This window comes from Amycolatopsis sp. (assembly GCF_035546795.1).
Classification (GTDB): domain Bacteria; phylum Actinomycetota; class Actinomycetes; order Mycobacteriales; family Pseudonocardiaceae; genus Amycolatopsis_E.
Map to the genome: position 1 here is coordinate 371,396 of NZ_DASZWC010000002.1, position 17,830 is coordinate 389,225.

General features: G+C 71.2%; 17 protein-coding genes. 1 reads left to right on the plus strand and 16 read right to left on the minus strand.

Going from position 1 to position 17,830, the window contains the following annotated elements; translation table 11 throughout:
* Positions 1-68: 68 nt before the first annotated feature.
* The 13 genes from VHD82_RS03425 to VHD82_RS03485 are packed head-to-tail and all read right to left on the minus strand — an operon-like array spanning position 69 to position 13,653.
* The gene (locus tag VHD82_RS03425) at positions 69-1,451 is read right to left on the minus strand and encodes an amidohydrolase family protein (RefSeq protein WP_325696850.1); all 1,383 of its coding nucleotides are present in this window, start codon (positions 1,449-1,451) and stop codon (positions 69-71) included.
* Positions 1,452-1,462: 11 nt separating this feature from the next.
* Positions 1,463-2,506, minus strand: coding sequence for an ABC transporter substrate-binding protein (locus VHD82_RS03430; RefSeq protein WP_325696853.1), 1,044 nt, complete (start codon positions 2,504-2,506; stop codon positions 1,463-1,465).
* Between the two features lie 39 nt (positions 2,507-2,545).
* Complete coding sequence (locus VHD82_RS03435) at positions 2,546-3,841, minus strand: FAD-binding oxidoreductase (protein WP_325696855.1); 1,296 nt, start codon at positions 3,839-3,841, stop codon at positions 2,546-2,548.
* Complete coding sequence (locus tag VHD82_RS03440) at positions 3,838-5,295, minus strand: amidase family protein (protein WP_325696857.1); 1,458 nt, start codon at positions 5,293-5,295, stop codon at positions 3,838-3,840. The genes VHD82_RS03435 and VHD82_RS03440 overlap by 4 nt, the downstream gene beginning before the upstream one ends.
* On the minus strand, positions 5,292-6,488 hold the full coding sequence (locus tag VHD82_RS03445) for an LLM class flavin-dependent oxidoreductase (RefSeq protein WP_325696859.1): 1,197 nt from the start codon (positions 6,486-6,488) through the stop codon (positions 5,292-5,294). Before VHD82_RS03445 ends, VHD82_RS03440 begins: the two co-directional genes overlap by 4 nt.
* A 29-nt stretch (positions 6,489-6,517) precedes the next feature.
* Complete coding sequence (locus VHD82_RS03450; protein ID WP_325696861.1) at positions 6,518-7,396, minus strand: ABC transporter permease; 879 nt, start codon at positions 7,394-7,396, stop codon at positions 6,518-6,520.
* The gene (locus tag VHD82_RS03455) at positions 7,393-8,151 is read right to left on the minus strand and encodes an ABC transporter ATP-binding protein (protein ID WP_325696863.1); all 759 of its coding nucleotides are present in this window, start codon (positions 8,149-8,151) and stop codon (positions 7,393-7,395) included. The genes VHD82_RS03450 and VHD82_RS03455 overlap by 4 nt, the downstream gene beginning before the upstream one ends.
* Before the next feature lie 26 nt (positions 8,152-8,177).
* Complete coding sequence (locus VHD82_RS03460) at positions 8,178-8,951, minus strand: creatininase family protein (protein WP_325696865.1); 774 nt, start codon at positions 8,949-8,951, stop codon at positions 8,178-8,180.
* Positions 8,948-9,391: a cupin domain-containing protein gene (locus tag VHD82_RS03465; RefSeq protein ID WP_325696867.1), complete on the minus strand. Its 444-nt coding sequence runs from the start codon at positions 9,389-9,391 to the stop codon at positions 8,948-8,950. The genes VHD82_RS03460 and VHD82_RS03465 overlap by 4 nt, the downstream gene beginning before the upstream one ends.
* Positions 9,388-10,164, minus strand: coding sequence for an isochorismatase family cysteine hydrolase (locus VHD82_RS03470; protein WP_325696869.1), 777 nt, complete (start codon positions 10,162-10,164; stop codon positions 9,388-9,390). Before VHD82_RS03470 ends, VHD82_RS03465 begins: the two co-directional genes overlap by 4 nt.
* A complete protein-coding gene (locus VHD82_RS03475; RefSeq protein ID WP_325696871.1) occupies positions 10,161-11,747 on the minus strand; it encodes an AtzH-like domain-containing protein in 1,587 nt (528 codons plus the stop codon). The genes VHD82_RS03470 and VHD82_RS03475 overlap by 4 nt, the downstream gene beginning before the upstream one ends.
* Positions 11,744-12,862, minus strand: a complete 1,119-nt coding sequence (locus VHD82_RS03480) for an acetamidase/formamidase family protein (RefSeq protein ID WP_325696873.1) — start codon at positions 12,860-12,862, stop codon at positions 11,744-11,746. The genes VHD82_RS03475 and VHD82_RS03480 overlap by 4 nt, the downstream gene beginning before the upstream one ends.
* Entirely contained in the window at positions 12,859-13,653 is a 795-nt protein-coding gene (locus VHD82_RS03485; protein WP_325696875.1) for a FadR/GntR family transcriptional regulator, read from the minus strand. The genes VHD82_RS03480 and VHD82_RS03485 overlap by 4 nt, the downstream gene beginning before the upstream one ends.
* Before the next feature lie 489 nt (positions 13,654-14,142).
* Between VHD82_RS03485 and VHD82_RS03490 the strand changes: the two genes are divergently transcribed.
* On the plus strand, positions 14,143-15,234 hold the full coding sequence (locus VHD82_RS03490) for an ABC transporter substrate-binding protein (RefSeq protein WP_325696877.1): 1,092 nt from the start codon (positions 14,143-14,145) through the stop codon (positions 15,232-15,234).
* A 408-nt stretch (positions 15,235-15,642) separates the two neighbouring features.
* Here the strand turns inward: VHD82_RS03490 and nrfD are convergent, their stop codons facing one another.
* The 3 genes from nrfD to VHD82_RS03505 all read right to left on the minus strand — a co-directional run.
* Entirely contained in the window at positions 15,643-16,620 is a 978-nt protein-coding gene (gene nrfD, locus VHD82_RS03495; RefSeq protein WP_325696879.1) for an NrfD/PsrC family molybdoenzyme membrane anchor subunit, read from the minus strand.
* Positions 16,617-17,525 (minus strand): 4Fe-4S dicluster domain-containing protein, encoded by a 909-nt coding sequence (locus VHD82_RS03500; RefSeq protein ID WP_414637427.1) that lies wholly within the window; start codon positions 17,523-17,525, stop codon positions 16,617-16,619. The genes nrfD and VHD82_RS03500 overlap by 4 nt, the downstream gene beginning before the upstream one ends.
* On the minus strand, positions 17,525-17,830 hold a 306-nt coding region (locus VHD82_RS03505), incomplete at its 5' end, for a hypothetical protein (RefSeq protein ID WP_325696881.1). The genes VHD82_RS03500 and VHD82_RS03505, both read right to left, overlap by 1 nt.

Below are 17,830 nucleotides of genomic sequence, written 5' to 3' on the forward strand. Positions count from 1 at the left end.
AAGCAGGCGGACACGGTCCGCGGCGGACATGCCGGCAGAAACCCGTTTCCGCCGTCGCTGTGGCCGGATCAGTAACGAACGGCAGAGTACTGATCCGGCCGGAAGGGTTCGGGCAGCCCCCGCCGTCGCGCCGCGTGACGCAGGCGCACATGCAGTTCCGTGCGAGCCTGCGCCGCCAGCGGGTGCCGGACTTCGCCGTCCACGGTGCGGCAGCGGCCCCCGAGGTAGACCTCTTTGAGGTTGCGCTGCCCGCACGCGAGGACGTAGGTCGCGTAGACGTCCCACATCGGACCGGTGTCCGGCTGCGCAGGGTCGACGACCAGGAAGTCGGCGAACTTCCCGACCTCGAGGCTTCCCACCAGATCGGCGACGCCGAGCACCTCCGCCGAGCCCAGCGTATGCATGCGCAGCACCTCGCGGGGCATCAGCACCGATGCCTGGGAACGGCGGGCACGCTGGGTGTAGAGGCCCATGCGCATATTGCCGAAGGGATCCGAGATGTCGGTGCACGACTGGTCGTCGAGCCCCATCCCGACCCGGATCCCCCGCTCCCGGTAGCGGACCACGTCTGCGATGCCCGACCCGAGGCGCCCGTTGGACGTCGGCTGCCAGACCACCGCGCACCCCGCCGCCGCGACGGCGTCGACCATCTCGTCGGTGGGATGCACGAAATGGCCGAACACCATCCCGGGACCGAGCGCGCCCGCGCGGGCGTACCAGTCGAACTTCGCTTGCTGCGCGGGCAGATTCTCGGCGGTCTCCACGAAATGCGCCTGGTTGGTGATGCCGTACCGGGCCATCACCTCCGCTTCCAGCCCGGCGGTCGCCGGCGTGCCCGACCACTGCACCGCGCCGTACACCGAGATGCCGAGGAACGCTTCGTGCGGGGTCCGGGCGCGCACCTCCCCGGCCGCCTTGCCGAAGTTGTCCAGTGCCCGCGCCCGGCCGAACGCCTCATCGTCGAGCCGGATCGCGGTGAGCACCCGCAGACCCGATTCCGCGGCGGCGTCGAACTGGCGGTTGACGAAGTCTTCCGCCCGGACCTGGCCGGGCCGGTCCCCGGTTTTCTCGTCGTAGAGCCAGATCACGCGGCTGAGCGCGAAGTTGTACGCCGAGGTGATGCCGTTGGCGAGGAAGTCGAGACAACCGTGCAGGACGAACCAGTACATGTCCTCGTCGGCCGCCCCGAGCAGCACCTCGTTGTTCGCACGGACCCACGGGTACAACGTCTCGCCCGCCGCGAGCCCGCGCAGGCCCGAGGTGTGCAGATGGCTGTGTGCCGAGACGAACCCCGGCGCGATCATCTTTCCCTTCGCGTCGAGTACCGTGCCCTCGGCCGCGGGCGGGTCTCCCCGGCCGATCCCGGTGATCCGGCCGTCCGCACCGACGCTCAGCCAGCCGGTGAACGGCTCCTGGCCATCGGCCATGGTGAGCAGGAGCCCGTTCGTCACGGTCAACACGCTCAGCACGACCCTGCCGGCGCGGCGGGCAGCGTGGCCGGGGCGGGAATCGTGGGCAGCAACGACGTGTCGAAGAGCGCCTTGACGTCGTCGGGCACCGGCTGGCCGAGCTGCTTGAGCTGGTCGGCGAAGGTGGCCCACCGTTGTTCGGTCATCGCGCCGAGCTGCTTGGCGCCGTCACCCGCGACCACGTACTGACGCTGTTTGTCCCAGGCGTACCAGGCACTTTGCGCGGTCAGCTGGTCGTTCGCCTTGAGGATCGCGTCGTTGGCCGCCTTGGCCACGTCGACGTTGCCGAGGTAGTCGGCCCAGCCCTGCATACTCGCGGCGAGGAAGTCCGTCAGTTCCTGCCGGTGACCGGCCAAATAGGACTGTGACGTGAAGAATACGTCGTTATACGGGTTGAAACCCGACGCGGAGAACGGCACGAAGTTGACCTTCACCCCGGCCTTCTCCGCCTGATAGGCCTCATTCGTCGGCCAGCCCTGCTGCACCAGCCCGTCGTTGGTGAGGAAGTTCGCGATGGACCCGTTGTAGACCTGGGTGCCGAAGTCGATGCCGGTGTTCTTCTTGACCCAGTCGGGCCCGAACTGACCGGTCTGCACGACCCAGGTCTTACCTGCCATCCCGGCGAAGGACGTGATGCCGGTGTCCGCGTGTACCATCACGCCGACCGGGTTGTCCTGGTACAGCGCGCCGATCGCGACGACCGGGATGCCCTGCTGGCGCGCCTCGATGATGCCCGCGGCATCGGTGAACCCGATCTGCGCCCGGCCGGACGCCACGAGCTGCGTTGCCGACACCTGCGGTCCGCCCGGTTGCAGCGTGACATCGAGCTTCTTGTTCTGGTACAGCCCTTCGGACTGGGCGGCGAAGAACCCGCCGCCCTCGGGGTCGGCGTACCAGGGCAGGACGGCCGTGAACGGGGTCGTGCCGTCTGCCGACTTCGCCGGGGACGAGCTGCCACCGCAGGCCGCGGTGGCCAGGGTCAACGCCACCGCGACGGCCGTCGCGATGAACCTGCCCATGCTGGATCTTGTTGACATGTCGCGCTCTTTCGTGATTTCGGTGGGGTTTCGGGGCACTCAGTGGCGGGGCAGTTTGCCCGGGTTCAGCAGTCCGCCCGGGTCGAAGCGATCCGCCTCGGCCCAGCGGGGCGGCAGGTTCTCGGACACGACCCAGCTATGTGGACTGTCCACGAACAACTCTTCGGCGCGCAGCCGGTCCATTCCGGCGTGGACGGCCGCGTCGTCGCGGTGCGGGGCGAGGATCCGGGCCATCAGGCACGGTCCCCCGGGGCCACGGATGCCCTCCAGTTGCACGGTGGCGTCGGGAAAAGCCTCCGCGATCAGGCCGCGCTTGCCGAGGATTCCGTTGCCGCGCACCAGAACGTGGAACAACTCGGGGCGTCGCGCCTTGGCGCGCACGGTGGTGTGGTTGTTGATGAACGTCGCGAGGTAGCGCACGGCGTCGGCGCGCACGCCGGACACCGCACCTCCCCCGCGCTCCACGATCTCCCGCACGGCGCCGGCTTGTTCCACCGTGACGACGGCGCGCAGGTTCGTGCGTCCCGGTTCGAATCCGGGGTCCTCGGGGAACAGCGCCGCCAGCTCCGGCTCGGTGACCGCGAGGATCTGCGGGGCCGGGGAAAAGCGCAGGATCTCCAGTGCCATCGCCGCTCCGGCGTCCAGGCCGGGCACCGAAGCGAACACCGCCGTGCGTTCCCGCGCGGGTACCGTGCGCAGGCCCACCCGCGTGATGAGGCCGGTGGTGCCGAACGCGTGCACATGCGGGGTGGTGGCGGGGAAACACAGCTCGACCGGCTCCGCTTCGTTCGTCACCGGAACGACCGTGAGCCGCTGGACGAAGCCCTCGTGGTTGAATCCGTGTTCGATCGATCCCGGCCCGCCCGCGCCGCCGCCGACGTATCCGGCCACCGTGCTGTTCAGCGTGGTCGGGAACATGGCGAGCTCCCGCCCGGTGGTGTCGAGGAACGCGTTCAGCTCGTGCCAGGTGGTGCCTGCGAGGGCGGTCACGGTGCCGTCGTGGAGCTCGATTTCGCCGGTGAGACACTGGAAATCGACCATGATCCCGCGGGCCAGCGGGATGATCTGCCCGTAGTTCGAGGTGCCCTTTCCCCGTGCGGTCAGCGGGATCCGGTGCTGGTGGGCGTACCTGGCCAGTTTTCGCACCGCCTCGGCGGAGCGCACGGTCACGACCGCGTCCGGCAGGGTCCGCGGGATGGTGCCGTGGATGATCGGGGAAACCCACGAGAAGTCCTTGGTGGCGGCCTTGCGGGCGGCCTCGTCGGCGCTGACGTCAGCGGACTCGCCGAGCAGTGTTCGCAGGTCCGCCGCGAGCGCCTCGGGGAGCACGTTCACCACCCCTCAGGCGTCGTGAAGCCGACGAGCCCGGCTTCCTCGGCGAGCGCCGCCACTCGCAGCGGGGTGCGGTCGTCGAGGTAGCGGCCCAGCAGCTGGGCGCCGACCGGCAGGCCCGACACCGCGCCGGCACCGAGCGGCACGACGGTGGCGGGACCGCCGCCGAGACTGGAGATCCGGCTCCACGCGGCGACCGCGTCGGCGGCGGGCACCCCGGTTCCGTCGAGCGTCAGCAGCCGGGTCTCGTTCGGGACGTCGGAGTGCGGTGGCGCGGCGCACGGGGCCGCCGGGCAGAGCACGACGTGGTAGCGCTCGTGGACCTCCGCCCAACGGGCGGCGATGTGGCGCTGCGCCTCGAAATCGTCGAGGGCGGCACGAAGGGACCGCACGTGCCCGCGCGCCATCGCCCCGGCACGTCCGGGCGCGTCGACGAGCCCGGCGCTGCGGGCGTAGGCCTCGTCGTCGAGTCCGTGCACGACCTCTCCTGCCTGCAGCCGCACGAAGAGCTCGATCGCCCCTTCGCCACGCACCGGCGGATCGGCCAGCTCCTCGACGTGGGCACCGGCCCGGTCGAGTGCGTCGGCGAACGCCCGGATCGCGGCCCGGGTTTCGTTGTCGGCCAGGCACGCCGGGTCGTCGGGCCACACGGCGACACGGGTTCCGGCCAGTGCGTCGACCCGTGCGGGCGGCAGCTCCAGCCGCCACGCGAACGCGTCGAGGCCCTCGGCGCCCGCGATCACGTCGAGGAACCGTGCGCTGTCGGCGGCGGAACGGGTCATCGGTCCCACGGCCGAAACCCTCGGCTCCAGCAGCCCGCCTGCCGGCCAGGGCAGGTGGCCCAGCTTCGACACGATGCCGTTCGACGGGCGGTGCCCGAACAGCCCGCACCACGCGGCGGGCACGCGCAACGAGCCCGCGAGGTCGCTGCCGAAATCGGCCACGGCCAGTCCGGCCGCGACCGCGGCGGCGGCGCCCCCGGACGATCCGCCGGGCGAGCGCCCGGGGGCGAAGGGGTTGCGGGTGCGGCCGAAGTCGGCGTTCGCGGACTGGTGGTCGGCGAGGTGGACGGGCACGTTGGTCTTGCCGACCACGATCGCGCCCGCCTCCCGCAACCGGCGGACGAGCGGCGCGTCCCCGGTGGCACGATGCGCGTCGGAGAGACGTCCGTGCGAGGTCCGCATTCCCTTGGCGTCAAAGGCATCCTTGATGGTGACCGGCAACCCCGCGAGCGGGCCGGGCGCGTGTCCCGCGGCCCGTCCGGCGTCGACAGCTTCGGCGGCCGCGCGCGCACCCTCGCGGTCGGTGTCGACGACGGCGCCGAGCGCCGCACCGGGCCCGTCGAGCAGGGCGAGGTGCCGCTCCAGCAACTCGACGGCGGTGACCGCGCCGGACGCGAGGTCCGCCAGCAGCCGGGTGCCGTCCACCGCCGCCAGCGAGGAGGTCACGGCTGTCATGCCGCGGCCTCGAGAGTCCGCTGCCCGTCGCCGGACATCTCGATGCCCAGTCTCGGCGCCACCTCGGCCGCGAACATGCGCAGCTGGTCCTGATGTTGTTGCGGGGTCAGGCCCAGCGCGTCCATCGAGACCGACAACCGGCGCAGCCCCAGCAGTTCGCGGTATCCGGCGAGCTGTCCGGCGACCTCGTCGAAGTCGCCGACGAGGTAGATCCGTTGCCGCATCGACTCTTCCAGCGTGGGCGCGTAGTCGAACGGCGTCGCGTCCATCCCCTCCGGCGGGTCGTAGGTGGCGAAACGTCCATAGGGTGCAAGAAGTTTGGCCAGCTCGTCATGGCCCGGCCGGGCCAGCGCGACGGCTTCCTCGTGCGTGGGCGCGACGTTGACGTGCAGGACGAGCATCTGCTCCTCCCCCACCTCCGTCGGCCTGCCGTGTTCCCCGGTGAGCTCGGCGTGCTTCTGCCACGCTTCCGCCAGGCGCCGCGGCGACTGTCGCGTGTAGACACCGATGTGGCCGTGTTCGGCGACGTAGTCCATCGTGCGCGGCGACGTGCAGGCCTGGTAGATCTCGACCTCGCGGGTCACGTTGGGGACGAGCGTGAGCCCGCTGACGAACCCGCCGCGGTCCGGGATGCCCTCGGGCGGGAACGCGAAATGCTTGCCGTGGTGGGCAAAGCGGTCCTGGCCGAACGCCAGCCGGATGGCGGCCATCGCCTCGGCGAACCGCTCACGGTTGGCCTGCTCGGCGGCGGCGTCCATGGCGTTGTCGCCGGACTCGATGCGGGCGCCCAGCGTCTGCATCTCGCGCGGCACCGTGCCGCGTCCCACGCCGAACCGCATACGCCCGCCGGTGAGCACGTCGGCGGCGGCGAAATCCTCCGCCAGCCGCAGCGGGTTCCACTGCGGGACGATGTTGAACATCTGCCCGAAGCTGATCCGCTTCGTGACGGCCGCGCAGTAGAGGCCGAGCAGGATCTGGTTCGGGACCACCTCGTAACCCTCGTGCTGGAAGTGGTGTTCGGTGTACCAGAAGGTGTCGAAACCGACTTCATCGGCCACTGTGGACAGTGCGACGAAGTCGCGGTATGCGGTCGCGTAGTCCCCGCGGCCGTACCGGCGCGAGGTCGCCGGCGGGCCGTCGGCGCCCGCGTCGGGCATCCGGACCGCGCCCAGGATGTTGGTGTCGATGCGCATCAGGGTGTCCTTTCCGGACAGTCGGGCGATCAGTCGTCGGTGGCCATGGCGGATTCGTGCCAGCGCCGCAGCGTCAGCACCTCCACCGCGCGGACGATCCCGAACAACAGCAGCGAAACGCAGCTCGCGGCGACGACCGCGAGGAACAGCCGCGCCATCAACAGCTGCTGCGCGGTCGAAGTGATGACATAGCCGAGGCCGCCCTGCCCGCCACCGATCCCGGCGACGAACTCGCCGACGATCGCGCCGATGACCGACGAGCCCGCCGCGATCCGCAGCCCGGTCAGCACATACGGCAACGCGTACGGGACCCGGAGCACGACCATTTCGTAGCGCCTGGTCGCACCGGCCATGGCGAACAGCTGCACGAGGTTGCGGTCGGTGGACTTGAGCCCGGTGAGCGTGTTCGCCGTCACCGGGAAGACCGCGATCATCGCCGCGACAACGGTGTTCGTCGCGGCGCCGGGGCCGAGCCACACCACGAGGATCGGTGCTATCGCGATGATCGGGATCGTCTGGAGCAACACCATGTACGGGTAAAGGCCGCGCTCGGCGACGGTCCAGCGCGCCATCACGAACGCCACCGCGAACCCGATCACCGCGGCGATCGCGAACCCGCTGTAGGCCTCCTGCATCGTGACCAGCGTCGGTTCGACGAGCGCGCTCGCCGAGGACCCGATCGCGGCCAGCACGTCCGACGGCGAAGGCACCAGGAACGTCGGCACCCCGAACACGCTGATCGCCATCTGCCACAACGCGATCGCGAGTACGAGCACCACCAGCGGCGGCAGGATGAACAACAGCACTGTGCGCACCGACGGGCGCTTACGGGACCGCTTCGGCCGTGGACTCGCCTGTGGTGCCGGGGCGGCAGCCACGGTCTTCTCGGTGTTCTCGGTGATGCTCATGCCGCCGCCAATCGCGCACCGACGTACTTCACGGTTTCCTCCAGCGCGTCGGTGTCGCGCGCCGCGTCCGGATCCGCCGACGGCGGGCTCGGCGACCGGACGGTTTCCACGATCCGGCCCGGTCCCGAAGCCATCACCACGACCTCGTGCGCGATCTTGACGGCCTCGCGGATCGAGTGCGTGATGAACAGGACCCCGAACCCGCGCTCCCGCCACAACCGGATCAGCTCGTCGCCCATCCGGTCCCTGGTGAACTCGTCCAGCGCCGCGAACGGCTCGTCCATCAGCATCAGGTCCGGCTCCGACGCCAGCGCCCTCGCCAGCGACACCCGCATCTTCATGCCGCCGGAAAGCTCACGCGGCAACGACTTCTGCACGTTCTCCAGCCCGACGAGCCGTAGCGCCTCGACCGCGCGGCGGCGGCATTCGGCGCGCGGCACCTTGCGGATCCGCGACACCAGCTCGGTGTTGGCGAGCACGCTGCGCCACGCCATCAGCGTCGGATCCTGGAACACATAGGAGTTGCGTGCCGAGCTGATCGTCAGCGCACCGGCCGTGGGTGCCGAGAGCCCGCCCGCCATCCGCAACAGCGTCGTCTTGCCGCAGCCGGACGGGCCGACGATGCTCACGATCTTCCCGGCGCCGATGGTCAGGTCGACCGGGGCGAGTGCCGCGAAGCCGTTGCTGTAGGTCTTGGTGACGCCGGCGAAGGTGACCAGTTCGGTCGCCGGGGACGCCGTCGCGATGATCGACATCAGCCTCTCCTCGTGGTTGCCGGCGCTCACGCCGTGCGGAACGCGAACTCGGTCATCTGCCGGTAGGCGGTGGCCAGCCGCGAAGCCCAGTGGCCGACGATCTCCTTTCCGGTCTCCGCCGTGGCGGACCGCGGGTCGCCGATGACCCCGTTGGTGGTCAGGTCGTCGCTGAGCCACGCCGTGGGCAGCGGGCCTTCCAGGCTCAGCTCGCCGGTCGCCGGATACAGCGCCGGCAGGTGGACGCCGCCGGCCTCCGCGCGGTCCAGGCGCACCGCGTCGGGCGCGAGGTGCAGCATCACCGACGTCTCGACGTAGCCGCCGTGGATCGAGAACTCCGTGTCGGGCAGGTCGATCCCGGCGGGGACACCGAGCCTGCCGGTGGTCACGGGGAACACCAGCAGCCCGGTGTCGGTGCGGATGTCGCGCGCCGCCACGTCGAGCAGCGCCGGGTTTCCGCCATGCCCGTTGACGAAGGCGAAGCGGGTGAAACCGGACGCCGCCACCGACCGGCCGACGTCGCGCAGCACGGCGAGCAGGGTCTCCGACGACAGGCTCATCGTGCCCGCCCAGCCGAGGTGCTCGGTGGACTTGCCGTAGTGCAGCGGCGGCAGCAGCCACACGCCGTCGCCCGCGACGTCCGCGGCCAGCGCGGCGACCCGTTCGGCGACGAACGCGTCCGTCATGACCGGCAGATGCGGCCCGTGCTGCTCCACCGCCCCGATGGGCTGCACGACGAGCGCATTCTCCTTGCCGATCGCGGCGATGTCCACAGTGGACAATCGATTCAGCAGCCTTGTCATGCGCCACCGCCGAGGACGTCGCGGTCGGTGCCGTCCCAGGCGGCCGCGGCGCCTCGGGAGACCAGCTCCGCGAAACCGCCCGGCAGTGCCCCGGAATCCTCGGCCATGACCGTGACCGCGTAGAGCCGTTCGGTCGCGGAGGTGTTCACGATCCGGTGCGTGGAACCGGGATGCAGCACGAGCGCGTCGCCGGGCCGCAGCGCCACCGTGTGCTCGTCGCTGTGCGCGCGGCCGGTGCCGGACAGGATCACGAAGATCTCGGTCGACTCGGGGTGGGAGTTGTCGGGCTGGCTCCCGCCCGGTTCCCAGACCTCGAAGAAGACGCTGGTGGGCGAGCCGTCCGCGGGCCCGGCGAGCAGCGCGAGCTTGACGGTGTCGCCGGGTGAGATGAGCTGGGGCGCCACGTCGTCGAGACGCCGCAGGGTCGGTGGGGTGCTCATGATCCGTCCTTCGTGAAAGTGGCCAGCAGATCGGCGGCCGAAGTGGAAAAGCCGTAGCACTGGCGGGTGTTGTAGAGCGTCGCCTCGTGACAGAACGCCGGCGAGGTGGTCGCGGAGGCGCCGTCGGCCAGCACCACGTCGTAGCCGAGGCAGGCGGCGTCGACCAGCGTCGAATACACGCATTGGTCCGAGTTGACGCCGGTGAAGAACAGGGTGTCGACGCGGAGGTTGCGCAGGATCGTGTCCAGCGGGGTGTCCCAGAACCCGCTCATCCGGTACTTGTCCACCTCGATGTCGCCGGGTTCGGCGGTGAGCCCGTCGACGAGCGCGGCGCCCCAGCTGCCCTTGGTGAGCACCTTCGAGCCGTTGGGCAGCCGCGCCCCGATCCCGGCGCCACGGCCTTCCGGGTCGTACACATGCGACACTCCGGGCGGCAGGTTGGCCTGGTCCTCGCGGTTGCCCCAGTTCACCCACACCACGGGCACCCCGGCGGCGCGCGCGGCGGGAACGAGGTCCCGCAAGGCGGTGACCGCACCGGCGAGCGGCGAGACGTCCACCCCGATCCCGTGCAGCCAGCCGCCTTCGGCGCAGAAGTCGTTCTGCATGTCCACGACGATCAGCGCGCTGCGGGCCAGATCGACGGTCAGCGGCGCGGGCACGGCGGGCAGCCCGGCGGGGCGCGGCGGGCGGGCCGGACGGCGAAGGTCCACGCGGCCGCCTTCGAAACTCCAGCGGTTCGGGTGGCCCGCCCCGGCGAGCACACTGCCGGTCATCGCACGGTCCCTTCGATCGTGGCGGCGAGGTCGAGCAGGGCGAGGTCGGTGCCGGTGGCGCCGACGAGGCAGAGCCCCGCGGGACGGCCGTCTGAGGTGCGCAGCAAGGGAAGTGACACGGCGGGCAGCCCACCGAGCCCCGCCAGGCACGTGAGCCGCAGGGTGCCCGCCCGCTCGGCTTCGACGACCTCCGCACCGGCATTCCGGGCGGGTGCGCCGCCGCGGCTGGTGGGCAGCACCAGCACGGCACCGTCCAGCAGCGCGCACAACCGGGTCCGGGCCTCGGCGACGACGCCACGGGCTTCGTCGGCCTCGTCCGCGCTCACCGTCGCGGCCGCCGCGAACCGGCCTCCCACATCGGATCCGAGCGCGCCCGGGTGCGCACTGATCCAGTCGCCATGCGCCTGCCATGCCTCAAACGCTTGCACGGTGCGGAAAGCGGCGAACCAGGTCTCGAGTGTGCGCGGCTCGAGATCGCCGGTCTCGGTGGCCGGCAGTATCCCGGCCGCGGCCAGCGTCGCGCGGCTGTCGGCACACGCGGCCCGCACGTCATCGGCGGCGTGCACCTCGACCGCGGGCAGCACCAGCGTGCGGTGCGCCGCGGTGGCGGTCCCGGCGAGCAGGACGTCCGCGACCCGGCGCGCGGTCGCGACTTCCCGGGTGAGCCAGCCGACCGTGTCGAACGACGGCGCGAGCGGCAGCATTCCGGCGGTCGAGACCGCGCCATAGGTGGGACGGACGCCCACCAATCCCTGGTAGGACGCCGGAACGCGGATCGAGCCCGCCGTGTCGGTGCCCAGTCCCACGGCCACCTGGCGGAGTGCGACCGCCGACGCCGGGCCACCGCTCGAGCCGCCCCCGATGCCGCCGGGGACCGCCGGGTTCGGTGCGGTGCCGTAATGGGCGTTCTGCCCGGCCAGGCTGTAGGCGAACTCGTCGGTGCGGGCGATCCCGGTGATCTCGGCGCCCGCCGCGAGCAGCGCGGCGACCGCCGGGGCGGTGGTGCTCCGCGGTTCCTGCTCGACGAGCCACGCCGGGTTGCCCGCGCCGACCGGCTGGCCCGCGACGTCGAAGAGGTCCTTCACCGCGACAGTCGTCCCGTCGAGCGGGCCGTTGCCCGTGGCGGGAACGAGCGGGGTGCCCACAACCCGCCACACGGCGGGATCCACCGGCGGCGCGGCGGCGGGCTTGCCTCCGCCAGGCAGCGTGACGTGCGCGGCGGTGACCTTCCACTCCCCCGCGATGCGTTGCCACAGCTGGGTTTGCAGTCCGGTGGCGCCCGTCGCCGGCTCCACTGTGGACGCCATGACCAGCGCGGCATCCAGGCCTGCCGGACGGACGTGCAGCTGCGCGACGCGGCGGGTGGGGATCACCCTTCGGCCGGACCGGAACCCGGCGATGGCGTCGTGCCCGACGAGCAGGACCCTGCCGTCCCCGCGCACCGTGTCCGGGCCTGGCGCGAAAAGCCGGTCCAGCGCCCGGACATCGTTGGCCAGCAACGCGGTCTCGTAGGCGTCGAAGGCGGCAAGCAGACCGTCGGGCACCGGGACCGGGCACCTCACCTCCAGCGCGGGGGCGCTCACCGGGTCACCTCCGCGAAGTCCGCGAGCCGGATGCGCGCGTGCGATCCCTTCACCACGTCCACCACCTGGGAGATGTCGAAGTCCGCGGCGGCGGACAGGTACGCGTAGGCCAGTTCCGGCGCCATGCCGAAGACCGCGCCGAGCAACGTGACCGCGTTGCGGCCGCACTTCTGCACCGCGACGTCGAGGTCCTCGTCGAGTCCGGTGGGAATCAGGAACTCGGCTGTGCGGGCGAAGGGGCCGGCGACCGCACCGAACCGGGCGCGCGCCTCGTCGGCGGGCACCACGTCCACGGTGAGCGTGGCGCGCAACGGCGCTTCCAGTGCCGTGAGCGCGATTTCTCCGTTGCCCTGCGCGAAATGCGGGTCGCCGACGTAGAAGCCGGCGCCCGGCACCTGCACGGGCAGGTAGAGGGTGGCGCCGGTGACGAGCAGCCGGATGTCGATGTTGCCGCCGTGCAGTCCCGGCGGCGTCGAGTGACGGCGCGGAGCCGGGGTGGCCACGCCCATCACCCCGAGGAACGGCGTGATCGGGAAGCGGACGCGACGGCCGGTTCCCGCCGTGCGCAACGGAAGAGTGGCGCGGGCCCGGTCGATGCCGAGCGTGAGATCCTCCACGGGGCAGAAGATGCTGGTCAGTTCGCCGCCGGCGGGAAAGCAGTCGGGCAGCAAACCCTTGCCGTGCCTGCTCGAGACGACACCGTAGGGCACGCGCGGGGCCAGCTCGCCGATACGCACCGCGAGCAGGTCGCCGGGCCGGGCGCCGCGGACCTCGACCGGCCCGGTGATCACATGCGGACCTCCGGTGGGGTCGTGCTCGCCGCCGGCGGCGATCGCGATCGCGTCCAGGAGCACCTCCTTTTCGGCGACCCCGTGTCCACCGAAGAAGGCGACGGGATCCCGGCCCTGGTCTTCGAGAATGCCTTCGTGGCTCACCGTGTCGACGACGATGGTGGTGCCGGGTTCGACGGAAAGCACGGGTTCGTCGTCCGCGCAGGGCAGCCTGCCCCACGTCGTGGTGGCGGGACCGGCCGGGAGGTAGTCCGGAGCGTCCCCGGTGAGCGGTTGCAGGATGCGCGCGGTCTCGTCGGACGGCACCAGATCGGCCAGAGTCAACGATCCTCCTCCGCCGTCCCGCGCTTTTCGTAGCCGTCCCGGGTCAGCTCGGCGACATCGGCGAGGTGCCGGGCCATGGCGTCGCGTGCCTCGGCGGGATCGCCTTTCGCGACCGCCTTGAGGATCGCGCGGTGCCCGAGGTAAGAGACCTCGCGGGCGTAGCGCGACGAGTGCGAGAGCACGCGCGTCGCCGAAGTCCACGAGCACGCGAGCGTGTTGATCGCCGACATCAGCGGGTTCTGCGCCGCCATCGCGATGAGCAGATGGAACTCCAGATCCAGCCGCAGCGACTCCTCCGGCGGGACTTCCGCGACGGGGTGCCGCAACACGTTTTCCAGTTCGAGCAGGTTCGCCGCGGTGGCCCGTTCGGCGGCCAGCTCGGCGAGCATCGGCTCGATCGTCGCGCGCAGCTCGGCGACGTCACGCAGGTGGTGATCGGCTTCGGAGAGCCGCGAGTACAGGGTCTGCACCGGTTCCGGCGCGTTCAGGACGGTGGTGCCCCGGCCCGGCCTGCGTTCGAGCAGATGCTTGGCCTCCAGCTCGTGCATCGCCTCGCGCAACGACGCCCGTGACACGCCCAGCCGGGCGGCGAGCTCCCGCTCCGACGGAAGCCGGTCACCGGGCCGCAGTTCGCCGACCGCGATCAGCTTCTCCAGGTACGCGGAGATCTCGGTGCTGACACTGCCACGGAACGCGCCCGGCGCGGGCTTCGGCAGCTCCAGCGCGGAGACCGGCACCACACGGCGCCCGGGAGGTGACGCCGTGCCCGGCGTCCCAGAGGTGCTGTCCACACCCGTCCTTCCTGAGGGTTCGACACCGAACCACCGTTCGAGGTGGTTGGCCTGACCAATTCGACCGTAAGCACGGAATGCACGCCGGAAAAGGGTTCCAGGCCGCAGGCAACGCGTTGTTTACACGCGAAATGAATCCGACATCGCGCTTTCTCGGGGGAATGTTTCGGGCGCGTGAAGTTCGGATTCTGGTGTTGACGCGGCGCCAGGGCGGGAGCGACAGTGTTCGCCAGGTCCGCTTGGTCGGACCATCTCCGCCGACCCCCAGGCAGCGTCCGCACCAGCGAAAACGAGGACTTCTCGGCTCGTTCTACGCGGGCGGACGCGGCTGGGACGGCCGCGCGGGACCGGGACGACGCCGTCCGCATCCGCCGGGTTTCCGGGCGTCCGATTCCACCGGAATGCGCCGGCGGCGATTCCGCCATCCCTTTTCCGGAAGCCTCGAACAATTACCGGTCCCCGCTTTTCGCGACTGTTGGAGCCGCCGCCATGTTCTGTTCTTCCTCGCGCTGGGCGCGCCTGCGCCTCGCACTGGCGGCGCTGGTGGCCGCCCTCGTCCTCGCCGCGTGCGGCGCCGGGTCATCGGCCTCGCAAGGCTCCGGCGACTCGCTGACCGTGCAGCTCTCGTGGTTCAGCAACGCCCAGAACGGCGGCTGGACGACCGCGCAGACCGAGGGATACCTGACGCAGGCCGGCCTCACGAAGGTGTCCATCCTGCCGGGTGGCCCGAACGTGTCCGGTATCCCGCTGCTGGCGGCCGGCCGGGCCGACATCGCCGTCACCACCGCCGAGGCCTACCTGCAGGCCAAGGCGCAGGGGCTGCCGGTCGTCGCCGTCTACAACGAGTTCGACGTCGCGCCGACCGGTGTCCTGGTGAAGAAGTCCACCGGCTGGAGCAAGTGGCAGGACCTCGCCGGCAAATCGTGGACGGTCGCCCCGGCGAGCCTCGGCTGGCAGTGGGTGCAGCGCACCCAGGGCCTGCGGTTCACCACCCAGAACTTCAACGGCACCTACAACGCGTTCTTCGCCGAGCCGGACGGTGTGACCCAGGGCTACCCGACCAACACCGTCTACGAGGCCCGCAAACTGAACATCGAGCTCAACTACTTCAGCTACGCCTCCGCGGGATTCAACCCCTACGGCCAGATCCTCGTCGTCACCGAGGACTACGCGAAGAACCACGCCGGCACCCTCCGGAAAGCGCTTGCCGCGCTGTCGAAGGGCTGGACCGCCTACCTCACCGACATCCCCGCCGCGACCAGGGCCAACGACCGGATGGTCAAGGACAACAGCCAGCTCGCCGCCGACACCAACTGGTTCACCTGGGCCGGGCAGCGGCCGTTCGTGATCGGCGGCCGCGGCGGGCAGCAGCTGGGCGCCATGGCCGCCGGCCGGTGGGACACCACGGTGGAGCAGATGAAACAGATGGGCGCGCTGCCCGCGGACTGGAACCCGGCCGGCCCCCTGTTCGACAACTCCTTCCTGGACACGGAAACGATGCCCGGGCTGACCGGACTGCCCGGCGCGCCGGCCGGTTCGTTCCAGGGCCCCGCGCCGACGATCTCCGTGCCCCAGAACTGAGAGGACGACCATGACCGGCCTCGCCGCCCGGACCACCGAACCTCGCACACTGTCCATAGTGGACATTTCCGGGCCGCGTTCCGCCGACCACGCGGCCAGGAACGCCACCGCCCGCGCGCCGCACGCCCCCCGCGTCGAGACTCGCCGCTTCTTCGCGCTTTCCCGCGGAGAAGCACAAGGTGGCCATGACGAGCGGCGGCTACGCCGGAGCTACCCGCGGACTGGTTCCGTGACTTCGGCACCGAACCCGCGCCCGCGCCGCGGCAGCTGCACTACCCACCGCAGCCACCGAACCCGCTGCCACGAGGCGACGCCAGCGGGAAACCCACGAGCCGAACCCGACCGGCAGGGCAGGAGGCGGATTGCGGCTTCGGGGTGTCCCGGCGGGTTCGCGGGTCGCCGCAGTGACTATTCCGGGCGGCCGGCTCGTGCGTCGGCCCGGTGACGCTGCGGGACGATGGTGTACTTCGGGTCGGCGGCAGAATCCTTGCCCGCGTGGAAAACGCCCCAGCGGAGCGCGGCCGAGGCGGCGACCAGCGCGGCGCCCGACAGCCGCCGCAGCAGGTGGTTGCGCCGGGCGAGCAGTGCGCCCGCCGCCCCGGCGGCGGAGAGGATCTCCGCCGCGTGCACGTACTTTCCGCCCCTGCCGGTGCGATAGGGCTCGGCCACCATGCCCATCCGCCGCTCCATCAGTTTGAACGCACCGTTTTCGAGCGCGACACCGAACACCGCGAACGTCCGCGCCGGGCCGGACTCGGTCGTGGGCGCGGCGAGCAGGGCGAGCCCGCCGGCGGCGGTGGCCCCGGAGCCGACGAACACGTAGGGCAGTTCGCGGTGCCCGTCGTGCCAGGCGGGCACGGCGGTGTCGCTCAGCAGCGCCGCGGTGTAAGCGGCCACGGCCGGCCCGAGCACCGTCGAACCCGCTGTCGCGGCCGTCCCGATGCGGCGGAATCTGCCGGTGACAGCGGAAAAAGCGGCCGCGCCCGCCAGCGGCCCGTATGCGGTGAGCAGCCAGGAACCGACGCTCATCGGCGAAGTCACCTTCAGCACCCGCAGCATGTTCAGGAACCTCGCCGGCCGCCCGAGGTCGTGCACCAGTGCGACCAGAGACAGGCTCACCGCGCCGAAAGCACCGGTTTTGCTGATCGCCGCGATGGCGGGCCTGCCGGTCGCCTGCGCGCCGGCGCCCAGCAGCGAGGAGGCACCGGCGAGCCCGCCGAGGAAGAGGTACCCCGGGATGTCGGGCGCCTGCCAGACCGGCCCGTTGATCACCGGTTTTCCGTAGTAGGAGGTGAACTTCGCGTCCGGCACCATCGGCTGTTCGCCGCGCCGGCGTTTGCGTCCGGTGGCGACGCCGGTGAGTGCTTCCCGGCCTGGACGTGTCATCGCTTCCTCCCCAAAGCCGAACCGAGGAACGCCGCCAGCGCGCCGCCCGCGAGTGTGACCGCGGCCGTCGCGACGTGCCGCCACATCGAGGGCAGGTCTCGGGTGGTGACCACGGGATCCGGCGGCAGGCCGTACACCTCCGGCTCGTCGAGCAGCAGGAAGAACGCGCCGTCGCCGCCGACCCCGTCGCCGGGGTCGCGTCCGTACAGCTGCGCCTCCCCGACCCCGGCCTCGTGCAGCTGGGCCAGCCGCTGGTCGGCCCGCTCGCGCAGCTCGTCCAGCGGGCCGAACTGGATCGAGTCGGTGGGGCAGGCCTTGGCGCAGGCCGGCTCCTGGCCCACGCTGATCCGGTCGTAGCAGAGCGTGCACTTCCACACGCGCCCGTCGCCGTGCCGCTGGTCGATCACGCCGTACGGGCAGGCCGAGACGCAGGAGCCGCAGCCGTTGCAGATGTCCTCCTGCACCACCACCGTGCCGAACTCGGTGCGGAACAGCGAGCCGGTCGGGCAGACGTCGAGGCAGGCGGCCTCGGTGCAGTGCTTGCACACGTCCGAGGCCATCAACCACCGCACGCCCTCGGCCGCGCCGCCCTGCTCGCCGCCGGTGACCTGCCCGGCCAGCGGCTTGGTCTGCTCGATGAACGCGACGTGCCGCCAGGTGTCGGCGCCCAGGCTCTTGGTGTTGTCGTAGGACATCCCGGTGAACACCAGGCCGTCCTCGGGGATCAGGTTCCACTCCTTGCACGCCACCTCGCAGGCCTTGCAGCCGATGCACACCGAGGTGTCGGTGAAGAAGCCCATCCGCGGCGGCGCGTCGTCGTATCCGCTGCCCGCGGCCGGGTCCGGCCCGTTGCCGAAGCCGCCGTCCGACCGCACGCCCGGCATGCCGAGATTCGTCACGGCCATCAGGAGTGCACCTCCATCCCGGTGTGTTCGGTGATGCCGGCCCGCCGCTGGTACTCCTTCACCAGCTCGGCCCGGGCGGGCCCGGTGGGCCGGCGTCCCGGCTGGATGTCGACGGTGAACGCCTTCACCTCCTGGATGTGGATGTTGGGGTCCAGCGCGATGGCGGTGAGGTCGTTGGCCGAGTCGCCCTTGGTGTAGCCGTTGGTGCCCCAGTGGAACGGCAGGCCGACCTGGTGGACGGTGCGGCCCGCGACCTGCAGCGGCGCCATCCGCGGCGTCACCAGCACCCGTGCCTCGATCGCGTT

What these genes read in the sequence shown, in the direction of transcription:
- VHD82_RS03430 (WP_325696853.1), bottom strand. Translation starts at nt 2,506, where the DNA reads ATGTCAACAAGATCCAGCATGGGCAGGTTCATCGCGACGGCCGTCGCG.
- VHD82_RS03440 (WP_325696857.1), bottom strand. Translation starts at nt 5,295, where the DNA reads ATGACAGCCGTGACCTCCTCGCTGGCGGCGGTGGACGGCACCCGGCTG.
- VHD82_RS03445 (WP_325696859.1), bottom strand. Translation starts at nt 6,488, where the DNA reads ATGCGCATCGACACCAACATCCTGGGCGCGGTCCGGATGCCCGACGCG.
- VHD82_RS03450 (WP_325696861.1), bottom strand. Translation starts at nt 7,396, where the DNA reads ATGAGCATCACCGAGAACACCGAGAAGACCGTGGCTGCCGCCCCGGCA.
- VHD82_RS03455 (WP_325696863.1), bottom strand. Translation starts at nt 8,151, where the DNA reads ATGTCGATCATCGCGACGGCGTCCCCGGCGACCGAACTGGTCACCTTC.
- VHD82_RS03460 (WP_325696865.1), bottom strand. Translation starts at nt 8,951, where the DNA reads ATGACAAGGCTGCTGAATCGATTGTCCACTGTGGACATCGCCGCGATC.
- VHD82_RS03465 (WP_325696867.1), bottom strand. Translation starts at nt 9,391, where the DNA reads ATGAGCACCCCACCGACCCTGCGGCGTCTCGACGACGTGGCGCCCCAG.
- VHD82_RS03470 (WP_325696869.1), bottom strand. Translation starts at nt 10,164, where the DNA reads ATGACCGGCAGTGTGCTCGCCGGGGCGGGCCACCCGAACCGCTGGAGT.
- VHD82_RS03490 (WP_325696877.1), top strand. Translation starts at nt 14,143, where the DNA reads ATGTTCTGTTCTTCCTCGCGCTGGGCGCGCCTGCGCCTCGCACTGGCG.
- nrfD (WP_325696879.1), bottom strand. Translation starts at nt 16,620, where the DNA reads ATGACACGTCCAGGCCGGGAAGCACTCACCGGCGTCGCCACCGGACGC.
- VHD82_RS03500 (WP_414637427.1), bottom strand. Translation starts at nt 17,525, where the DNA reads ATGGCCGTGACGAATCTCGGCATGCCGGGCGTGCGGTCGGACGGCGGC.